The organism is Chromobacterium sp. W521, from assembly GCF_052805975.1.
The window spans coordinates 209,990-225,821 of sequence record NZ_JBRBAF010000006.1 but is presented as its reverse complement, the minus strand read 5'-3'; the positions used below and the strand labels follow the sequence as shown (position 1 = coordinate 225,821).

The 15,832-nt window shown below is 60.9% G+C and carries 18 protein-coding genes; 12 read left to right on the top strand and 6 right to left on the bottom strand.

Features of this window, described 5'->3' with window-relative positions; translation table 11 throughout:
- Window positions 1-99 precede the first annotated feature (99 nt).
- The 4 genes from ACUXV1_RS11420 to ACUXV1_RS11405 all read left to right on the top strand — a co-directional run bounded on the left by ACUXV1_RS11420 (window position 100) and on the right by ACUXV1_RS11405 (window position 2,800).
- Window positions 100-663: a putative glycolipid-binding domain-containing protein gene (locus ACUXV1_RS11420; RefSeq protein ID WP_446015446.1), complete on the top strand. Its 564-nt coding sequence runs from the start codon at window positions 100-102 to the stop codon at window positions 661-663.
- A gap of 1 nt (window position 664) precedes the next feature.
- Window positions 665-1,174: a GNAT family N-acetyltransferase gene (locus ACUXV1_RS11415; protein WP_446015445.1), complete on the top strand. Its 510-nt coding sequence runs from the start codon at window positions 665-667 to the stop codon at window positions 1,172-1,174.
- Window positions 1,175-1,254: 80 nt separating this feature from the next.
- Window positions 1,255-2,169 (top strand): AraC family transcriptional regulator, encoded by a 915-nt coding sequence (locus ACUXV1_RS11410; RefSeq protein WP_446015444.1) that lies wholly within the window; start codon window positions 1,255-1,257, stop codon window positions 2,167-2,169.
- 172 nt (window positions 2,170-2,341) lie between these two features.
- The gene (locus tag ACUXV1_RS11405; protein WP_043633890.1) at window positions 2,342-2,800 is read left to right on the top strand and encodes a hypothetical protein; all 459 of its coding nucleotides are present in this window, start codon (window positions 2,342-2,344) and stop codon (window positions 2,798-2,800) included.
- 193 nt (window positions 2,801-2,993) lie between these two features.
- Here the strand turns inward: ACUXV1_RS11405 and ACUXV1_RS11400 are convergent, their stop codons facing one another.
- From ACUXV1_RS11400 to ACUXV1_RS11390, 3 genes are read right to left on the bottom strand one after another with little or no spacing between them, the layout of a single operon-like run.
- On the bottom strand, window positions 2,994-3,740 hold the full coding sequence (locus ACUXV1_RS11400; RefSeq protein ID WP_446015443.1) for a metallophosphoesterase: 747 nt from the start codon (window positions 3,738-3,740) through the stop codon (window positions 2,994-2,996).
- The gene (locus ACUXV1_RS11395; protein ID WP_052370365.1) at window positions 3,737-4,456 is read right to left on the bottom strand and encodes a VUT family protein; all 720 of its coding nucleotides are present in this window, start codon (window positions 4,454-4,456) and stop codon (window positions 3,737-3,739) included. Before ACUXV1_RS11395 ends, ACUXV1_RS11400 begins: the two co-directional genes overlap by 4 nt.
- 4 nt (window positions 4,457-4,460) lie before the next feature.
- Complete coding sequence (locus ACUXV1_RS11390) at window positions 4,461-5,120, bottom strand: helix-turn-helix domain-containing protein (protein ID WP_043633896.1); 660 nt, start codon at window positions 5,118-5,120, stop codon at window positions 4,461-4,463.
- 315 nt (window positions 5,121-5,435) lie between these two features.
- Between ACUXV1_RS11390 and ACUXV1_RS11385 the strand changes: the two genes are divergently transcribed.
- The 3 genes from ACUXV1_RS11385 (at window position 5,436) to ACUXV1_RS11375 (ending at window position 6,936) form a co-directional block, all read left to right on the top strand.
- Window positions 5,436-5,654, top strand: coding sequence for a hypothetical protein (locus tag ACUXV1_RS11385; RefSeq protein ID WP_043633899.1), 219 nt, complete (start codon window positions 5,436-5,438; stop codon window positions 5,652-5,654).
- Between the two features lie 152 nt (window positions 5,655-5,806).
- A complete protein-coding gene (locus tag ACUXV1_RS11380; protein WP_043633904.1) occupies window positions 5,807-6,169 on the top strand; it encodes a 5-carboxymethyl-2-hydroxymuconate Delta-isomerase in 363 nt (120 codons plus the stop codon).
- A 14-nt stretch (window positions 6,170-6,183) separates the two neighbouring features.
- Window positions 6,184-6,936 carry a hypothetical protein gene (locus ACUXV1_RS11375; protein WP_446015442.1) on the top strand — a complete coding sequence of 251 codons (753 nt, stop codon included), beginning with the start codon at window positions 6,184-6,186 and terminating at the stop codon, window positions 6,934-6,936.
- Window positions 6,937-6,998: 62 nt separating this feature from the next.
- Here ACUXV1_RS11375 and ACUXV1_RS11370 read toward each other — a convergent pair whose 3' ends face one another.
- Both ACUXV1_RS11370 and ACUXV1_RS11365 read right to left on the bottom strand, forming a co-directional pair.
- Entirely contained in the window at window positions 6,999-7,730 is a 732-nt protein-coding gene (locus ACUXV1_RS11370) for an aspartate/glutamate racemase family protein (protein ID WP_446015441.1), read from the bottom strand.
- Between the two features lie 26 nt (window positions 7,731-7,756).
- Window positions 7,757-8,464 (bottom strand): GntR family transcriptional regulator, encoded by a 708-nt coding sequence (locus tag ACUXV1_RS11365; protein ID WP_446015440.1) that lies wholly within the window; start codon window positions 8,462-8,464, stop codon window positions 7,757-7,759.
- 335 nt (window positions 8,465-8,799) lie between these two features.
- On the opposite strand from ACUXV1_RS11365, the gene ACUXV1_RS11360 reads away from it, so the two are divergent.
- From ACUXV1_RS11360 to ACUXV1_RS11340, 5 genes are all read left to right on the top strand, one after another.
- Window positions 8,800-10,257 carry an NCS1 family nucleobase:cation symporter-1 gene (locus ACUXV1_RS11360; RefSeq protein WP_043633915.1) on the top strand — a complete coding sequence of 486 codons (1,458 nt, stop codon included), beginning with the start codon at window positions 8,800-8,802 and terminating at the stop codon, window positions 10,255-10,257.
- 407 nt (window positions 10,258-10,664) lie between these two features.
- Window positions 10,665-11,999 carry a DUF3422 family protein gene (locus ACUXV1_RS11355; RefSeq protein ID WP_446015439.1) on the top strand — a complete coding sequence of 445 codons (1,335 nt, stop codon included), beginning with the start codon at window positions 10,665-10,667 and terminating at the stop codon, window positions 11,997-11,999.
- Between the two features lie 174 nt (window positions 12,000-12,173).
- Complete coding sequence (locus ACUXV1_RS11350; protein WP_052370367.1) at window positions 12,174-12,743, top strand: cysteine dioxygenase; 570 nt, start codon at window positions 12,174-12,176, stop codon at window positions 12,741-12,743.
- A gap of 74 nt (window positions 12,744-12,817) precedes the next feature.
- Window positions 12,818-13,444 carry an LpxA family transferase gene (locus tag ACUXV1_RS11345; RefSeq protein WP_446015438.1) on the top strand — a complete coding sequence of 209 codons (627 nt, stop codon included), beginning with the start codon at window positions 12,818-12,820 and terminating at the stop codon, window positions 13,442-13,444.
- Between the two features lie 181 nt (window positions 13,445-13,625).
- Window positions 13,626-13,937: a hypothetical protein gene (locus ACUXV1_RS11340; RefSeq protein ID WP_446015437.1), complete on the top strand. Its 312-nt coding sequence runs from the start codon at window positions 13,626-13,628 to the stop codon at window positions 13,935-13,937.
- A 294-nt stretch (window positions 13,938-14,231) separates the two neighbouring features.
- Here the strand turns inward: ACUXV1_RS11340 and ACUXV1_RS11335 are convergent, their stop codons facing one another.
- Window positions 14,232-15,827, bottom strand: coding sequence for a flavin monoamine oxidase family protein (locus tag ACUXV1_RS11335; protein ID WP_446015436.1), 1,596 nt, complete (start codon window positions 15,825-15,827; stop codon window positions 14,232-14,234).
- Window positions 15,828-15,832: the final 5 nt, after the last annotated feature.

The following is a 15,832-nucleotide window of genomic DNA, read 5'->3' as shown; positions in this document are numbered from 1 at the left end:
GAGGACGAGACAAGGCGAAAACGAACGCCGCTCCGGCCATGGACAAGAACACGGGCAATGCGGTGAAATACGACATCATAAAAACAGCAAGCAACCGCCATGTCCCACACCTTTGTTTCCTCCATCGTCTGGCAACGGCTGGACGCTTCCGGCCACGATTACGCCGCCTTAGAACACAGTGAACTTGGCCCGCGCCTTAGCGGCTGCGCCGTCTTCGTCGAAGACGGCGTCAACTGCCTGCTGCGCTATCAGGTGGACTGCGCGCCGGACTGGAGCACCCGCCGCGTCGAGGTGAGCGGCTACCGCGGCGGCGAAACCATAGCTTTGCTGCTGGAAAGCGACTCTGACCGCAACTGGCGGCTCAACGGCGCGGAACAGCCGCAGGTGCGCGGCTGCGTCGACATCGACCTGGCCTTCACCCCGGCCACCAATCTGCTGCCCATCCGCCGCGGCCGGCTGGACATCGGCTCGGCACTGGAGCTGAGCGCCGCCTGGCTGCGGTTCCCGGCGCTGACCCTGGCCCCGCTGCCTCAGCGCTACACCCGTCTGTCCGAGTTCGGCTACCGCTACGAATCGCGGCAAGGCGCGTTCCAGGCGGAGCTCAGCGTCAGCCCTGACGGGCTGCCGCGCGAGTATCAGGGCCTGTGGCGGGAGGCGCGCTGACATGGCCGCGACTTGCATCCGCCCGGCCGCGCCGGAAGACTTTGACCGCCTGGCCGAAATCGAACGCGCCGCAGCCGCCCGCTTCGATCCGCAAGACCTGCCGCCGGCGCTGGCCGGCGACGCGTTGCCCCGCGAAGAACTAGCCGCCGCCCACGCCGCCGGCCTGCTGTGGGTGGCCGCCGACGCCGACGGCGCGCACGGTTTCCTGCTGGCGCGCCGCTGCGACGACAGCCTTCACCTGCAGGAAATGGATGTCTGCCCCGGACGCCAGGGGCAAGGCCTGGGTTCGGCGCTGATCGCGCACGCGGAAACCATCGCGCGCGGGCAGGGACTGAGCCGCCTTACGCTGACCACGTTCGAGCATCTGGCCTGGAACGCGCCCTACTACCAAAAGCGCGGTTTCCAGGCCCTCGACGACGCCGGCTGCCCGCCCTTCCTGTTGGCCCTATTGCGCGCCGAGGCCGAACACGGCCTCAAGCGACGCGTGGCGATGCACAAGCCGCTGCGTTGAATCCGCCCGACAACACCGCAAGATTGGTCAGGCGGGCGGCGGCGCGGCGGCGCTAGACTGGCGGCGCCAAGGAGGAAACCATGCGGCACGACACCGCCAGCCCGCGCCTGGACAAAGCGCTAGCCTATATCGACGCCCATCTGGACGCCGACCTGAGTCTGGAACGGCTCAGCCGGGTAGCCGCCTGCTCGCGCTTCCATTTTCACCGCCTGTTCCGCGCCCGCTTCGGCCTCAGCCTGCACCAATACGTGAGGCTATGCCGGCTGCGCCGCGCCGGCGAACGGCTGGCCTTCCGCCGCTGCTCCGTGCTGGATATCGCGCTGGACAGCGGCTACCGCAGCCCGGAGGCTTTTGCCCGCGCCTTCCGGCAAGCGTCGGGCCAGACGCCGTCGGCCTTTCGACGGCGGCCGCGCTGGCTGCCTTGGCGTCAGCACTTCCACGCCCTGTTCCAACTGAGGAGCCTCTCCATGCCATCCCGCCAAATCCCGTTCGCCGTCGACATCGTAGACTTCCCCGCCACCCCGGTTGCCCTGCTGGAACACCGCGGCGATCCCGCGCTTTTGGGCGACAGCCTGCGCGACTTCATCGCCTGGCGGCGGGAAAACCGCCTGCCGCCCAGCGCCGCAGCCACCTACAACCTGCTGTACGAAGACCCGGAAAACTGCGCCCCGGCGGACTACCGCTTTGGCCTGTGCGCCGCTTTCGACGGCCCCATCGCCGCCAACCGACAAGGGGTGCGCGCCGCGCAGATTCCAGCCGGACGCTGCGCCCGGCTGCACCACATCGGCTCCGACGACACTCTGGCCGCCGTCGCGCGGCGCTTGTACTCGGAATGGCTGCCCGCCAGCGGCGAAACTCCGCGCGATTTTCCGCTGTTTCTCCAACGCATCCGCTTCTACCCGGACGTGGCGGAAAACGAAGCCGTCTGCGATCTGTTTCTGCCGCTGCAAACGCTTACGCCGAAAATCGGCTCCGCCGCGACATTAAAACAATAGCAATCCGGATATTCCAAAAACATTCCCTCAAGCGCCTTTTGCCGGCTTTGGGTAAACTAGCTCGCGTTAAATGCAGGGGTAATACACAATGCGCGCTCTTTTTCTGACTCGAATAAAAAAATGGATCATCAGCGTATTCAATCCGCCCTACCAATTGGTACTGTGCGACAGAATGCTCAAGAAGAATTCCAAGGAATATCTCTATCTGTTCAAGCTTTACGGTAGCCACGACTTCGTCAAGCTTTCCCACGCCGACATCCTGGCCAGCAATCAGATTCTGTCCGCCATCCGCCCGCGTGACCTGATAAAAATAGCGCTATTGGAAAACAACCGGAAAGAAGAAGAGAAACGCTGCAAAGTGGAGGAAGAACTGCGCGGCAATCAATACCGGATTCATTTGCACGGCAATAGCGAAACTTTTTCCGGCGAAAGCATCTGCCGGAATATCGACTATTTCGCGGACCTGCATCCGCAGGAAGTCTGTAAGATCGCCTACGCCACAGGGTTTCAGAAAGGCCGCGCCGTCTCCGGCCACATCAGCCGCGCGGCGGCCGAGGCCCGCCGCCAGGACACGCCGGCGGCGGACGGCTCAAGCAAGGTGCTGGCCTTGCGGCGCGCCAGACCGCGCTAAGAGCCAGTTCAAAATCTAGCGAGCAAGAGCGAGACAAGACGAAAACCGCTGAGAAAGCGGAATGGTCAAGTGGTACATGAGCATTTCGAAGCGGTACTCACCGTGCCACGCCTCATGAAGCGTAGCAGATTATGAACAGACTCTAAGAGCCTGTTCAAAGTCTCGCTCTTGCTCGTGGGATCGTAAACGGCCTCTAAATCATCACGGTCTGGCTGCGGAAGCCTGCGGCGTCGAACTCCAGCAGCTTGTAGCCCCGCGCATCCACGGTGTCCAACGCCGCCGTGCCCTTGCGCCACTGAAAACAGCTGGCCGGACAGACTTCCAGCGCCACGCCGCGCGCTTCCAGCCGGTAATCCCCATGCGCATGGCCGCACAGCAGCACTTGCAAGCGCGGCGTTTCCTGCATCAACTCCCAAAACCGCTCCGTGTCTTGCAACATGCAGCTGTCCAATAGCGGCGTGCCCACCGCCGCAGGATGATGATGCAGCAGCACGGCGCAGCGCTTCCCGGCGCTCTCGGCTCCGGCCAGCCGTTGCCGGAAGGCGGCGGCGGCGCGCTCGTCTATATGGCCGTCATCCGTCCCTGGCCGGACCGAATCCAGCGCCAGCAGCAGCCAGTCCGCCGTTTCCAGACGCTCCAGCGGCCGCATGAAGTCGTAGCGGCCCAACACCTCGGCCGCCAAGGGCGCGGCGTCGTGGTTGCCGGCCAGCCAGTACACCGGCAGGCCCGTCCGCTCCAGCCGCTGCGCAAAGCGCTCGTAGGAGGCGGCGCTCTCATCCTGGGAAATGTCTCCGGTGACCAGAATCGCGTCCAGCTCCGCCGCGTGCCGCCGTTCCAATTGCTCCAGCACCCGGTCAAACTCGCGATAAGTGTCGTAGCCCATCAACTGGCCGCCGGCCTCGGCGAACAGGTGGGTGTCGGATATCTGCGCGGCTCTCATTGTCCCTCCTCCGTTGCGTATTTGTTTCTCTTGACGTCTTCGCCGTCCTCCTTGAACACCGCTAAGGGGTTGTAGGACACGCTCCAGTCAAAGTAATCGGTCTTTTCTATCCTCTTCACCACTCCCACCAGGTAATAGCCCACCGGCAGCAAGGCGATGGAAACGAACACTTTGTAAGACCAGGTGGTGGCGATGATGTTGAGCAGTTCCTGCCCGCTATAGCGCGACGACAGACTGATGGGATAGGCCGTCGTCAGCAGCACCGCCTGGGCCAGCATGGACGCAATGACATAGCGGATGAAAAAGAAACGGCCGGCGAAAAAGACCTTCATCCGGGATACGACAAACCCATTGCAAAAATAAGAAGCCGGCACCGAAATCCAGGTACCCACCATCACTCGCCAAAACTCGTTGAACAATAGGTAGTACTGCTTGGAAATTTCGTTATTATCCGGCTGCAACAAGGCGAAAGCATTGATGATCAAAACAAAAAATGTCTGGCACACCACTAGAATCCACACTGTGCGCCCGCCCAGCTTATAGCCATACACCTCGGTGGACACTGTGGACAAAAGATAGCAAAGCGAAAACACAATGCCGCTGGCGGTGATTTTCAAGCCGTAAATGTCCAGCGTCTTGTACACCAGCGAATCGCACACCACCATGATGGTCACCGACAAACCCACAATAAAACCATAAACTCTGAACTGTTCCACACCTTCATCCTGCGCTAAAAGTCTTAATCGCTTTGACCGCCACGCCAAGCACCTTGAAATCCCGGCATACGAAAGGCTGCAAATCATGCATCAAGGAAATGCTTGAAAACAGAAAATGCTCGCCGTCGATGAATATCCGGCGGAAACAAGGCTGCTGGCCGGCCATGCTGACCAAAACCACATCGCCGTCCGTCGGACGCTCCTGCCGAGCCACGATGAAAACGCTGCCCTGGGAAAAACTGGGGAACAGCGAATCATTGTTCAACAACACCGCAAACGCCTCCGCGGCGTCAAAGCCGGCGGCATCCACAAAATAGCGTTCCGGCTCGATAATCATTCCGTCAAAAAACAGGGCCAACTCGGTGAATTTGATCAAGGGCACCGCTATGGCCGCAGGGCTGCCGACGGCTTCGCCTCCCAGATCGCTCTCCACGAAATCGCTCAACTTGACATCGAAAAACCGCGCCAGCTCCATCAAGGTCAGCAAAGTGGGGTTGCCCACGCCGCGCTTGATATTGTTGATCGTCGCCACGCCCAGGCCTATCGCCTCGCTTAATTGCGCGGCGTCTACGCCGGCGCGCCCCATCAGACACGTCAGGTTTTTCGACGCCTTGCTCAACAAGGCGCCATGCTCGGCTTCCTCTTTCCACACCGCCCTGCTCATTCAGCCCTCCATGCAAGTCAAACCCGGTTTGATTCGATTTTTAATTTCATATCCCAACATGCGCGCCCATTTTAAACGCAAGCGCCAAACCAGACGCAAGCATCAAACCATATTGTTCTTGTCAGGTTATTTTTTTGTAATTTCATCACTACTCTTTTAAACAAAAAGACAATATAATAATTTTGCAACACTATATCATTCAAGGCATTGCGCAAGATACTCGCGAGCCATAAATTTAAAAGAAGAAAAATATCAATAAGAACAATTAAAACGACGCAATAGCCCGCCATCGCGCAATGCAGAGGAAACGCTTAAATGAGAATTTCAGAAGATGAATTCGCGCTGGACGTCATTGACGGCGAGCCCGCCATCATTACCCAAGCCAGCGTGATTGGACAGCCGGGCAGCGAATGGGAAGGCTCCCCGATATTCAAGAAAACTTATTTGCTGGAGCTGATCAGCCGCAGCCTGGAGCATGAGGTCATCAAGCCGGAAGATATCCAAAGCCTGATCCGGGTCGCGAAAAAACTCTGATAGCGCCGGACGCCTCTTCTGCCTCCGCTGTTCCCTGCTCCGGGCTTGGGTACGCCGGGCCATTGCAATACAATGGCGTATCCACCGCCGCCTAGCCCTTCCCTCGCCCGCCCGGCACAAGCGGAAGGCGGCTCAACACCACAGGCCCACACATGCCCCATCTGACACTGGAATACAGCGGCAATCTGGCCGGCTTCGCCGCCGCGGACGCGCTACTGGACATCAACCGCGCGCTGCTGGCCAGCGGCCACTTCGAAGAAGCCGACATCAAAAGCCGCGCCGTGGCCTTGGACGCCTGCCGCATCGGCATCCACGATCTGCCCCGCGGCTTCGTCCACGCCAAACTGGCCATACTCAGCGGACGCAGCCCCGAGGAGAAACAGCAGCTGTCCGAACTGAGCCTGCAAGCGCTGGCAGACAGCGCCGCGTTGCCGTCGGGCATGGAAGTGCAATTGTGCGTGGAAATCCAGGAAATAGACCGCGCCAGCTACCGCAAACGCCTCATCGCCCGTTAACGGAGAAACATCCCATGACAGCGCTCAAACTCGCATCCCGCGGCCTGCTGGCCGCCGCCCTGCTCGCCGGCCTGGCCGGCGCGGCCCACGCCGCAGACGACATCGACCGCGTCAACCTGGAAGGCACGCTGGGCCAGGAACGCATCGGCATGAGCCTGCTGGTGAAAAACGGCAAAAGCTTCGACGGCGGCCACTACTTCTACGGCCGCTATCTGAAGGACATCCCGCTGCGCGGCAAGCTGCAAGGCGAAACCCTGCTGCTGAGCGAACCGAGCGGCGGCGTGTTCAAACTGCGCTTCAAAAGCAACGGCAGCGCCGACGGCCAGCCGCTTAGCTTCGACAACAGCGTGGGCCTGGACGGCGACTGGACGCTGAAAACCAAGACGCTGCCGGTGACGCTGACCATGGGCGACATGGCGCCGGCCTCCGAAGGCCGCTGGTATCGGGATGTCACAGAGGAAAGCGACGCCGCTTTCGAAGCCCGGGTGCAAGGCTTCCTGCGCGCAGCGCTTGCCGGCGAGGCTCAGCAGGCCAGCCGCTACGTGCACTTTCCGCTTAGGATCAACCACAAGGGCGGCAGCCGCCAGATCGCCAACGCCCGCCAGTTGCAAGCCGAATGGAGCGATATTTTCACTCCGGCCTATCTGGAGCAACTGAAACAGCCGATGCCGCACAATCTGTTCGTGCGCAACAGCCAGGCGATGCTGGGCAGCGGCGTGGCCTGGTTCGACGCCAAAGGCGCGGCGGCGCTGAATCTGCCGGACTGAAGCCGACGCGCCCAAAAAAACAGAGCGGCCAAAGCCGCTCTGTTTTCATTGGGGCCTGCCCGCTATTGCGAAAAAGCGGCGAAACGCCCGGAAAAATGTTTTGGCGGAGGGAAAGCCAGGTCGCCCGTCTTGCTGGTCCGCAGGCCCAGAGCGACCAGCGACTCCGCCAATACCACCGCCGCTCCCACCCCCTCCACAACCGGCAGGCCAATCGCCTCTCCGATACGGGGAGCCAGATCCGCCATCCCCGCGCACCCCAGCACAATGGCGCCGATGCCATCCTCGTCCCGGGCCTTGCGCGCCTCCTCGACGATAAGCCGGTAAGCGAGGTCGGGGTCTCGCTCCAGATCCAGCACCGGCACCTCTGCGGCGCGCACCCGCCGGCAAAGATGGGCATAGCCATAGCTATGCAATAAATGCTCGGCGATCACGCAAGTGCGGCTCAATGTGGTGACCACCGAAAAACGCGTGGCGATCAAGGACGCCACTTGGAAAGCGGCCTGCGCGATCCCCACAACCGGAGCGCGCACCAGTTCCCGCGCCGCGTTCAAACCGGGGTCGCCAAAGCAGGCCACAACGTAAGCGTCGCAGCCTTGCCGCGCGCCCTCCATGACCTCCTCGCATACCCCGATCACACTGACCGCTTCGTCAAAATGCGACTCAATCGACACCGGCCCATCCTCGGGATTCCTGGCCACAATCAAGGTGTCGGGTCTGGCGGCCCGCATCGCGGCCAAACGGATACGCTCGGTCATATCCGCGGTCGTATTGGGATTAATCACGCAAATCTTCATGAGCACGCTCCATGAACAAACGCCATTTATCGGCCGCTGCGCCGCTTGGCGATACCGTGCAACACAGCCCTCAAATCCGGCCCGGCGGCGCTCTGTTCTTCAAACTGACAGTTGCCCTCCACAGCGTCCAGGTGACGCCGCATCCACTGCACCGCGTCATCCACTTGTCCGTTCTCCATCAGTTCGAGAATCTGCTGATGATCGGCATGGCGGCATGAACCGGCAATCGGCGTGCCGTAGCGGGCAATGATCAAAGAGCTGCGCACAATCAATTCATGCAGGATATCGGTCAAGAGTTGATTCCCGGCGATGGACAATAGCCGCAGATGGAAGGCTCCGGACCACGTAATGGCCGCCGATCGGTTCTGCTCGTGCTGGGCCTTGCACTCTTGCCGCAGCGCGTCCGCCAGCGCGGCCAGATCTTTCTTGCGCAAATTGGCCATGGCCTGCGGCAAAGCGCCGCACTCGATCAACCTTCTGGCGGCGAAAACATCGCGCGACTCCTGCACCGTCGGCTCCGCCACCGAGGCCCCTTTATTCGGACGTAAATCAACCAGCCTAGCAATCGACAGACGCTGCAAGGCCTTGCGCACCCCTGCGCGACTCACGCCAAAAGCCTCCGCCAGCGCATCCTCCGGCAATTTAGTGCCTGGCGGCAACTGCGCCTCGTAAATGGCCGTCAGCAGATGCTCGTACACCAGCGCGTCCCTGGCTACGGCCTCGTCCAAAGTCACGTCATCCTCCTTGCTACGCCCTGACACCATTCCCCCCTTCCGAGCTCCATCCGCGACGCAAAACAACGCCGACCATCAAAACAACAAAATTGTTCACAATAACCAGCAAGATTGTACACAATAAAAAACGCAAAATACAATGCGCCATTAGTGTCCAAATAAAAAAAGCATTTAAATCAGCGGATTGGCAAATGGCCTGCTAAAGCAATGTTTTGTAACAAAATAGACGGCAATCAAGTCTTACAAAACCATAGCAATGGTCCTTTATTTTGTATACGAAAACAAATAAATCGTAGACAAAAAAGGAGAGACTCACCCCCATCAGGAGTCACCCTATGTCAGAGCAACGCCCCGCCAGCTATAGCGACCGGCTATACAATGAAGACCTCGGCGCTCTCAAGCAGCAGAACTGGAACTGGTACAACATCTTTGCCTTCTGGATGTCGGACGTGCACAGTGTTGGAGGCTATGTGTTTGCCGGCAGCCTGTTCGCTCTAGGCCTCAACGTCTGGCAGGTTCTGCTCTCCCTGCTGATCGGCATCTGTCTTGTCAACCTATTCTGCAATCTGGTGGCCAAACCCAGCCAACAAGCCGGCATCCCTTATCCCGTGGTCTGTCGCATGTCTTTCGGCGTATACGGCGCAAACGTCCCCGCCATCATCCGCGGGCTGATCGCCGTGGCATGGTACGGCATACAAACCTTCCTGGCTTCCAGCGCGCTCAACATCATACTGCTGCGCTTCTTTCCTCAACTCGCAGGCCTTACCCACGGCAGTCTTCTAGGCTTGTCATACCTTGGCTGGCTGGGATTCATGATTATGTGGACGCTGCAGGCCATCGTGTTCTGGCATGGCATGGAATCCATCCGAAAATTCATTGATTGGGCCGGCCCCGCGGTGTACGCCGTCATGCTGCTACTCGCAGCGTGGATAGTCTGGCGGGCGGGCCCCTCCAATATCAGCCCCACACTAAGCGAAACAAATCATCAGGGCCTTCTCGCCCTGGGCCAGATGGCGATCGCCATCGCCCTGGTGGTTTCATATTTTTCCGGCCCCATGCTCAACTTTGGCGACTTTTCCCGTTATGGCAAAACATTCGAAGAGGTCAAACGCGGCAATTTCTGGGGCCTACCAGTCAACTTCCTGGCCTTTTCCATCGTCACCGCGGTTATCACTTCCGGAACCCTGCCGGTATTCGGCCGCATGATTACCGACCCCATCGAAACCGTCGGCAGAATCGACAATACGCTGGCCGCCGTGCTGGGAGGCTTCACTTTCGTCACCGCCACGATTGGCATCAACATCGTGGCCAATTTCGTTTCCGCGGCTTTCGACTTTTCCAATGTCGCCCCCAAACACATCAGTTGGCGGACCGGCGGTTTCATCGCGGCTTTTGCCTCGATTTTCATCACGCCCTGGAATCTGTTCAACTCCCCTCAGGTCATCCACTATACACTGGACGTACTGGCCGCTTTTATCGGCCCCCTGTTCGGCATCCTGATTGCCGATTTCTACCTAATCCGTCATCGCGTCATCCATGTCGACGACCTCTACAGCAATCAGGCTGGAGGCCATTACTGGTACCAAAACGGCGTCAACCCCAAAGCCCTTTACGCCTTGGCCCCCTCCGTGCTCATTGGTCTGATCATCATCTTCAGCTCATGGGAAACTCTTGCCAACTTCAATTGGTTCATCGGCTGCGGGTTGGGGTTTTCAACTTACTACCTGCTGATGAGGCGACACGGCAAAACACTTGCCCTGGTCGCGCCGGACGCTGTCACCAGCCAGCCATAGCAGGCCTGTGACCCGCCCCCCTGATTCCGCGTCGCGCCTTCTGGGATCAGGCTCTCCACAAGGTTTGTTCGCGGCTTTCAAAACCTGTTTATGTTCTCGCGAGCCAGGGCGAGACAAGGCGGAAAAGGCTGAGAAAGCGGAATGTACTGGTGGTGCGCGAGCATTTCGACGACGGTTTCAATGCTGTATCGCCAACGCGCAGCAGATTGTGGACGGGTGCTAAGCAGAGCGGCGATCACATCCCAAGGCAAGGGGGACAAAATACCGATTCAAAAACCGAGAACATAGCGAGAGGGCGGCCACGGCCGCCCTTTCTTCATGGCGAAACAATCTGGCGTCAAAATATGCTGCATTGCAGCATGAAACGTTTTATGCTGAAGACTGCCCACCCGCCACCGGAGCCCGTCATGACAGCCGAACTCTCCGATCCGCCCCGCCTCCGCCTTAACGAACACCCGCAGCGCCGGCAACTTAACCGCGAAGCCCACGCCAGGCCAGCGCTGCAGATAGCCGCCGACAACCGGGTCAGCTACCTGGCCTATCTGCACCGCCACATCAGCCGAGAACAGGAAAACTGGCTATGCAGGGAGCTGGCCCAACAGTTAGGCCACCCCGTCCCGGACCCCGAGGCCGGTCAATTTCAACTGGACGCCCCGTTTGGCCTCGTGCGCTGGGAACGGCACGGCGAATTCTCCAGTTTCACCATTCTTGCCCACGGCGCGGAATCCAGCCCCTTCGCCCAACCCGCTTTGCAGGCCCTGCCGGCGGCCTGGCTGCATCTGTTGCCCGGCAACGTGCTGGTGGCCGCGCATGCCGCCTTGCTGTCGCCCGGAGCGCTGCCGCTGCGCATCGAGGACCTGGCCGCCCAATGCTTCAACGGCCATGAACTGGCGGGCGCGGAGATAGGAGACGGCGCCGGCCGCGCTTACACCGATTTCCGCATCCATCCGGACGGTTTCTCCCGCTATCTGCTGGCGGACCTCTACATGGGCCGCCGCCAAGCCGGCCGGATGCTGCAGCGGCTGCTGGAGCTGGAAACCTACCGCATGTTGGCCCTGCTGGCGCTGCCGGTGGCCAAAAGCATCGCCCCGGAGCTGGCCAAAGTGGACGAGGAACTGGCCGAGCTGACCGGCGCCATAAGCGGCGCGGCCGCCGACAGCGAACCGCAGCTGCTGCACCGGCTGACCGAGCTGGCCGGCGCAGCGGAAAACGCGCTGTCCCGCACCGACCACCGCTTCAACGCCTCTCTCGCCTATTACGACATCGTCCGCAACCGCGTCGCCGAACTGCGCGAACGCCGCATCCACGGCCTGCAACCCTTCCAGCAATTCGTGCAACGCCGTCTGGCCCCCGCCATGGACACCTGCCGCGCCGTGGCCTTTCGCCAGCGCGAGCTGGCCGCGCGGGTCAACCGCGCCACCGCGCTGCTGCGCACCCGCGTGGACATCCGCCGCGAACGGCAGAACCAAGCGCTGCTCACCTCGATGGAACGCCGCGCCGCCATGCAGCTGCACCTGCAACAAACCGTGGAAGGCCTGTCCATCGCCGCCATCACTTATTACAGCGCCGGCCTGATCAGCTATCTGTTCAAAGGCGCCAAGGCCGCCGGCCTGCCCATCAACGTGGAATTGGCCACCACCGCAGCGGTGCCTTTGCTGGCGCTGGCCATCGCGCTGGGCCTGCGCCGGGCGCGGTCCGCGCTGCGACGCCATGGCGAAGCCTCCAGCGCGCCAAACGGCTGAAACCTGCCCATTCAGGCAACCGGCCCGCGGCCTCATCGGCTATACCGAAACCATAGACGCGGACCGCCGCCGCGAACTTTGCCGGCGCGGGTCCAGTCAGAAAAACGCCGTCCCCGCTCCAGCCCGACGGACAGAACCCACTGTCCGCGGCCGCGCCGGCCAAAGGAGAAACCGATGAACGACACGCTATGCGCCGCCGCGCAGTCTTCCTTCGCCCTGAGCCCCAGCCTGACCGCCTCGCTGCGGCAACTGGACGCCTACCAGGCCAATCTGAACATCGAGCAGATCCAGCGGTTTCACGATTCGCTGCAACTGAGCCCGGATGATCTGCTGCCCTTCCGCCAATTCAGCGACGAACGCTACCGCCGCAACCAGATCTATCTCAGCCCCTGGTGCGAGCTCTTGCTGCTCTGTTGGCGCAGCACCCAACGCAGCCGCATCCATAATCACCGCGGCAGCCTGTGCGGCTTGCGCGTGCTGCAAGGCACCGCCACCGAAACCGTGTTCGAACGCACCGATCATGGCTTGGTGTACGCGGTGGAGTCGCACCGTCTGGAAAGCGGCAGCCTCACCATCAACAGCCATCTGGACATCCATCAGATCTCCAACCTCCAGCCCTACGGCGACGACTTGGTCACCCTGCACCTGTACTCGCCGCCGCTGCGCAAAATGGAGCTGTTCAGTCTGGAGTCGCCCCAAGTGGAACGCCCCGGCGACTCCATCAGCTGGGTGTACGAAATCTGACGCCGCAGCGGCCTTCTGGCCGCCTTGCTCCGCCGGCTCTACAATACAAATCCCCGCACGCACCAGGCCCAATCATGCCCTCCGCCCTCCCCGCCGAATTGTTCGCCGATCTGCTCACCCACTTTCCCTGGCTGGACAGCGCCCAGCCCCCATGGCAATGGCTCGGCCAGTTGCCCGACAGCCTGGCGCGGCAATGCGCCTTGCTGGACCTCGCGCACTGGGCAGTGGACGGAGACATCGCCATCCATCGCAGCGCCACGATAGAAGCCGGCGCCGTGCTCAAAGGCCCTCTGCTGATAGGCCCCAATTGCCGCGTAGCCGCCCACGCCTATTTGCGCGGCGGCGTGGCGCTGGCCAACGACGTGACGGTGGGGCCGGGATCGGAACTCAAAACCTGCGTCGTCGGCCCCTACTCGCGGCTGGCCCACTTCAACTTCGTCGGAGACTCCGTGCTGGGCGCGGACGTCAATATGGAAGCCGGCGCCGTCATCGCCAATCACTGGAACGAACGCCGCGACAAGACCATCACTCTGCGCTGCCGCCAGCAAGCCTGGACGCTGCCCACGCAGAAATTCGGCGCATTGGTGGGCGACCACAGCCGCATCGGCGCCAATGCCGTTCTCTCTCCCGGCACCCTGTTGCCGCCGCACGCCGTGGTGGCGCGGCTGGAGCGGGTGGAGCAAGACCCAGAACAGGGATAAGCCTAAGCCCTCGCAATCCCCGCGCCGACAAAGCGGCCAGCGGAGTGCGTAGATCGGCTTGAGGGCATAATGACAAACACCCCGCGGCGACGGGGTGCTTCTGCCCTGTTCAAAGCTAGCAAGCAAAGCAAGGCGTGAGCGAAAAGAAGCTCCCGCTCTTACGGAGAATCAACCCCTGCCCATGAAAAACAAGCTCAAACTCTCCCGCTCCATTGTCAGCTATGACGCCCTCAGCGATATCGACGAAACGTTCAACCTTGGCGATGAAACCCTACTGTTCTCCTTGAAGGAAGACATTCTGCAAATAGAGTGCGAGCCACTTGGACTTCTTGTCGATGTTGGCTGGTATCCGGAATTCAATCCGCGCGGTCGTTTTCGCATTTATGTGATTCAGCATGCAGACTGGGATCAACCGCTGGAAGAAAAAACCGCCAAGAACTTGGCACAGCTATTCGACGCGCTGACAGCCATCATTGAGCGGCACGCGTTATGAGCGCCTCCGATCCAGCCGAGACTCAACTAGCCGCGCGGCTTCTACAGTGCCCTGAAAGCCAGAGCGCCTAAGAACCTGTTTACGATCTGCTGCGCCTCTTGAAACGCGGCTCAATGAGTGCGACTTCAAAATGCTCATGTAACTTGTGCACACTCCGCTTTCTCAACCGTTTTCGCCTTGTCTCGCAAGAGCGCAAACAGGTTTAAGCGGAACAGGCGGCTCCCGTCCCGCTTCCGGCAGCGCATCAACGCCCCTGTCTCAGCCCGCCGACGCGCGGCAGGCCAAAACAGGAACTCAGACCAGCTTGGCCAACATCATGTCCGCCGTCTGTAAAGCGCCCTCCACCCAACCTTGGGCGTCGGAATAAGCCTCGCCGCACACATACAGCGGCTGGCCGTCCAGCGGCTGGATGATCTGCTGTTTCACTTCCCAGCTTTTCACCCCGATGTTCCAGCTGTTCCAGCCGCCGCCAAACGGGTCGTCGCCCCAGTCGCGGAAAGCGGCGTTGCGCACTTTGGGCGTGTAGGACAGGCTGTGCATCACCGTCAGTTGGCGGGTAACTTCCTCGGTCATCATGCGCGGGGCCTTGTAGCGGTGCCAGCTCAGTTCATTGGCGCGCACATGGTCATCCGTGCCGATGAAGGGATCGGCCAGCTCCGCCACCTCCAGGCCTTTCTTCCAGGCACTGTGACGACGGCCGCGCAAGCCGTCCCAAAAACCGGTGTTGTCGCCGTCGTCATAGCTGGCCAGCAACATGGCGTGACCGTGCAAGGCGGGCTGGCCATTGCTGCGCGGCCAGTAATAAGTCTGGCGCACCGGCAAATCGGTGACGGAACGGCCGGACTTGACCGGCACGTATTCGCCGTCGGCCTTGCTGTAACCGGTATTGAGCCACCAGGGGCTGTTGTAGGTGGTGAACAGCTTGAACAGCGGCCGCGGGGTGACGCTGGCGGTCAATTGCTGAAAGCGCGCGGACTCCTGCAACCAGGGGCTGGTGGCGGACAGCAGTTCCAGCGCGCGACGCGGCATCGCCAGGATAAGGGTCTTGGCGGACACGGTGCGGCCCTGCGCCTGGAACTGAAAGCCTTGCTCGCTGCGCGTCACGCCGCTGACCGGCGCTTCCAGGCGCACCTCGCCGCCGGCTTGTTCAAACAGCTGGGTCAACACCAGCGGCACTTGCTGAAAGCCGTTGCAAAACCCCATGTATTGAGCCGATACGCTAAAGTCCGACAGAAACCACGGGATGGCGTCGGCGGCGTTCCAGTTGCACAGCGTGGAATCGTAACCGCCGGTGTCTTCGGCGTATTGATAGGCTTCTCCGGTGATCACGCGGAACAACACATTCCAGAAACCCTGCTGGTACAGCGGCACGCCGCCGAAGCTGGCGCCCTGCGCCATTAGCCGGCGTTCTTCCTCGGTCAGCGATTTATTGGTGATGCCAGGCACGATTTGTTCGATGGCGTCGATGATGACGCCGCCGCCGGTTTGGCCTCGATCCAGGAAGTTGAGCCGGTACGGCACTTTGTCCGGCTCGGTGGTGAAGTCTTGCAAGCGCAGGTAAACGCCGCGCAGATAGGCGATGTTTTGCGGCTCGTCCACCGGGAAGCGGTAAAGCTCGATCTGTTCCGGCGCCGGCAGCAGCGCGTTCAATTCCTGGATCAAGTCGTAAATCAGCGGCTGTACCTCCGGCAGGATGCGCATGCCGCCCAGTTCCGCCACCATGTCGGGGATGTCCGGCGGCCGCACCGACAGCAAACGGCCGCCGATGTGATCGCTGGCCTCGAACACCGCGATCTTGCTCTGGGGATAATGCTGTTGCAGCCGCCAGGCGCTGTACACGCCGGACACGCCGCCGCCGACAATGGCGATGTCTATGTTTTCGCTAGCCATGTTTG